The sequence below is a fragment of the Pseudoduganella aquatica genome, assembly GCF_009857595.1.
Taxonomy (GTDB): Bacteria; Pseudomonadota; Gammaproteobacteria; order Burkholderiales; family Burkholderiaceae_D; genus Rugamonas; species Rugamonas aquatica_A.
In genome coordinates this window covers 1-3,958 of the sequence record NZ_WWCU01000088.1, presented here as the reverse complement: position 1 = coordinate 3,958, position 3,958 = coordinate 1, and the positions used below count along the sequence as shown (strand labels likewise).

The following is a 3,958-nucleotide window of genomic DNA, read 5'->3' as shown; positions in this document are numbered from 1 at the left end:
AGTGCCGAAATCAGGCGGTTGCGCTGGCGAGATGGCCAACTAATCGGCCCGACGGATCGCGTCTGCGCCTCAATGGGCATTATCTGCGTCATGCTCGGAGCCGATTTCCCAGTAATTCGAGGTCCCCGAGTAACGGCGTAGCTACGTAAGCCTCAGGCCCATAGAGCGGTGCAAGCCAGCCAGACTCGAAACTATCCGTCAGTGCTGAGATATCTGCTCCACCGTCAATCAGAGCACTATCGATCAAGATGAATGTATTCATGAGGCTCATTTTTCTATCTACGAAGCGTTATGCCGCAGTGTCTGTCGACTCATTCGTCGCAGCGAACAGAACCTTGGTAGTACCTTTGAACGCCTTGCGGTAGCGCCAGTAACCAGTCGCTTCCAAGAGATCCTTGCTGAAGCCTGCGAATGAGTCATGAACAAAGCTATCGAAGAACGAAGCAATCGTCTGAGAAACCGGGGCGGCACGCCGTGCATCATCAAGAACTTTGGCAGCCTCATCATCAAAATACGGTATGTCTATCGCTTGCTGAGCATAGAGCTGGTCATACATGTTCTTACGAGTCCCATTGTTCACGGAATCGACGTGACGCTGAGCCTGCCTGACGTTTCCACTACCAAGCAGCAGAGCAGCATCTTCTTTGAGTTTTCTATTGCAGCGAGTAAGCAATGCAGCGTCGCTTGCAGACGCGCGACGGACGTGCGCGCAATCGCGATAAACGTCACGAACTTGCCAGCGCCAGTTCAGATATACCTGCATCCAATCGCGAAGAGGCCGCTTCTGCAATCCAGACTCGCTCAGAAAATCATTGAAGGCTTTGGTCAGCACTGGCGATACGGCAAACGGATCGTAGCCAGTCTTTCCTTCAAGTGCCAGCTTCCTGCTGAGAGGTACACCTGCAGCAACAGCATACTGAAACATATGATTGAGTGGAATTTGCGACAGTTTCAAAGCATCTCCCTCTGCTGTTGTAGCACCTACCGATATACCTAGTTCACTTGGAGCATAACCGCCGCCAACATCACTATGGGCACCCGGATACGCAACCTGAATATGTTTGGGCTGCATTACCCCGTTTAGTCCAATTTCATCTAGAGGAAAATTTTTTCGCAATTCATGCATGGCCAACATATGGACGCAATTTTTGACTGAGCCGGGAACTGAAAGATATTCCATCGCAGCCCACCCTTCATGGCCATCAGTGATATTGGTGGCCCCTCGCAGAACACCATCGGCGATGCCAGCCGAGGCTACCGTGTCAAAAATCCCAAGGAATCGAATAGTCAAAGGCACTCCAGATAGCGTGCCACCTGCAAGAAGGCGATCTAGCCAGTTGCAGAAAACGCGAGCTTCAGCCGCTCCGCGCGAAAAACCAAACACATCTATCATGCATTCCTTGATGACAGGCTTTTTTTGCGCTGCCAGCTTTTTTTGCAGCGCGACGACTTGAGTACGAAGGAAATCCCCATGCATGAAATTGGTTTCTGACGCAGCGCCATGTTTGTCGGTGTCTACGTTTTCCCTCGACTTTAGCTCGTGGCAAAGACGTTCTGTCTCGGCCATGGATATGAACAACGCTTGACTAAAAACTGCTCGATGCAATGCATTTAGCACTGCCAGTAGCGCAAACAAGACTCTTGACTCGCAACCGCTAGCAAACGCCGTTCCCATCGTACTTGGTCCTGTCTCACCAATTTCAGGAAACGCGGTCCCAACGCCGGGAATATAAATGTCATAGCTTCCGCGGTTGGGCTGGTCTGGATATGCAGCCGCAAGGCGTGCAATATTGCTATGCGCCAGTGCAGGAGCGGCAATATTGCGATTGTTGTTGGTCCCGTCAAAAAAGAAGCCAACCTGAATGCAAACCTCGCACTTGCTTTGGTCCGGCGCGGAGTTGAAATCTACCTTACAAACCTGATCAACTTGCGCTTTTTCGCCGGGCTGAACCAACGTTGTCAATTCCGTTTTCATCGCCAATCCACCTCATTTTTCTTACGAATGTTTTCCTTCGCCGCAGCTTCCGTTAGTTCAGCTGGCGTAAAGTAATCAGGCACAACGGTTCCGGCAATAGCAGATTTCCCAGCTGTCGAATCGACCATCAGGATGGGATGTTCTGGTCCCTCTGGCCAGTACAAGCTGGAAATGAAACGCACGCGTCCATGGTCAAAGAAATGCACATAGACAGGACCGATCGCATCATATTTTTCGACAGGCACGATCGCTTTGTAGACGACGCTTCGCAAGCTTTGAACGTTTCCAACATCAGTCTCCGCAACTACTTCGTTGGTCCAGTCAGTTTCTGACCAGCGAATATCAACGGTTAGGCCGGGCCTCCAGATCTTTGGCAAACCAATGCAACAAAATACAGACCCACCGCCCCCCTGCCTTGGCACTTTTCCAAAGTACATGCCGTCTACGTAGAAAGCCGAAATGCTCGTATTGAGGCCCGCATGCTGAACTCCAGTAACGCCCACTGCAGAGTGATCAGCAGCGTTTGCTCGCTGAGAAAGAGATATATAGCCGGCCGCACTGAGTAGTGCAGTCACTACGACGCCATAGGCAATCAATCTACCTTTTCCCAAAAAAATAGATCTCATTGTCACCTCGCGAAATAGAACTAATTCGACTTGGCAAACGGACTGTGGGCCGAGGCGGCAATCAGCAAACACGGGATGCAAATCTCGTGCTGCTTGACGTCGCCAGGGAACTTAAGTGGTTTGTCTTGAGAGGATTTGAACTGGTGCTTGGCGGCGTGCATTTCGAAATTGCTCGACGTGTAGCCTTTGATGCCCGACGCGCTCAACTCGATCTCCGTGCCTCCGCCATTGATTCGTACACCTTGTTTGGCCTTTAGGTTTATCCAGTCGGTGTTGCTAATGATGTCCAACACTTTCTGAGCCAAGACTTCCAGTTGATCGTCTTGCGCTTGCAAGCTGACCTTACCTGCTGCGGCAGTGAGCTTCATGCCGCCTTGATTGGCAAAGAGGCTCACGCCCTTTGCGGCTCGCGTCGTCATCACGCCTCCGGAAGAAAGATGCGTGGCTTCCGCGCTGACAATATCGATGTCGGTTACCGCTTCTAACGCAATATTCTGCGTACTGCCAATCACCAGGCCTGCAGGACCGCTGATGGCGACGATAGGGGACGTCCCCTCGTCGAATTGCTTAAGCTTCTCGACCAGTTGCTTCAGTGCTGGTCCATTTTCTTCATCCGCAGCGTGTTGCACTGCCAGTTTGGAGAGTTGATCGGCAATTTTTTGCAGTCCCTCGGAGATGCGCGTAAGTTCTTCCCGCTCAACGAATTGCCCTTTGATTCCTGTTCCCGCTGCTGCGGTGATCAGCACTCCCTCGGCTCCACGCACTGCAACCTTCTGGTCGCTACGCAGTTCGGCGCCCTGCCCGCGCGGCTCGCCGTAGCCCAGGCTCTTGGGTTGAGTGAGGAACCCCAGATTCAACTGGCTATTGCCATGGTCACTCGCCAACTGCGCACTAATCTGGCCAGTCGTGTCGTCCAGCCGTAGTTGATTGGCGCGGCCGCCTTTGATTTCGCGGCTTTTGATGCCGGACAGGTGCTTGTTGCCGGGCAGCCCGTCCATCGTGCTCAGCGCGGGCGGCAAACCTTCCTGGTTGTAGAGCTGCCCCACGATCACCGGCTTGTCCGGATCGCCGCCGAGGAAGGCCACCAGCACCTCGCTGCCGATGCGCGGCAGGCCCAGGGTGCCGCACTGGCTCTGGTGGCCGGGGCCGTTGCCGGCCCAGTTGGAGGCGACGCGTATCCAGGCAGAGTCGTATTCGTCGTTGGTGGTGCCGGCCAGGTCGCGGTCAGTGTGGTCCTGCGCACGCGTGCCGGGGAAGCGGATCTTTACGCGGCCCATTTCGTCGCAATGCACTTCCTCGCCTTCCGGGCCGACCACGATGGCGCTTTGCATCTGCGGCTGCGGGAGGTCGGTGCGCG

3 protein-coding genes are annotated in these 3,958 nt (G+C 53.8%); all 3 read right to left on the bottom strand.

Annotation, left to right across the window (positions count from 1 at the left end; all coding sequences use genetic code 11):
• Positions 1–289 precede the first annotated feature (289 nt).
• Positions 290–1,975 (bottom strand): T6SS phospholipase effector Tle1-like catalytic domain-containing protein, encoded by a 1,686-nt coding sequence (locus GTP77_RS29565; RefSeq protein WP_161075722.1) that lies wholly within the window; start codon positions 1,973–1,975, stop codon positions 290–292.
• On the bottom strand, positions 1,972–2,550 hold the full coding sequence (locus GTP77_RS29560; RefSeq protein ID WP_161075721.1) for a DUF3304 domain-containing protein: 579 nt from the start codon (positions 2,548–2,550) through the stop codon (positions 1,972–1,974). The genes GTP77_RS29565 and GTP77_RS29560 overlap by 4 nt, the downstream gene beginning before the upstream one ends.
• Positions 2,551–2,621: 71 nt before the next feature.
• Positions 2,622–3,958: type VI secretion system Vgr family protein (locus tag GTP77_RS29555; protein WP_161075720.1), on the bottom strand; the 1,337-nt coding region annotated here is incomplete at its 5' end.

What these genes read in the sequence shown, in the direction of transcription:
- GTP77_RS29565 (WP_161075722.1), bottom strand. Translation starts at nt 1,975, where the DNA reads ATGAAAACGGAATTGACAACGTTGGTTCAGCCCGGCGAAAAAGCGCAA.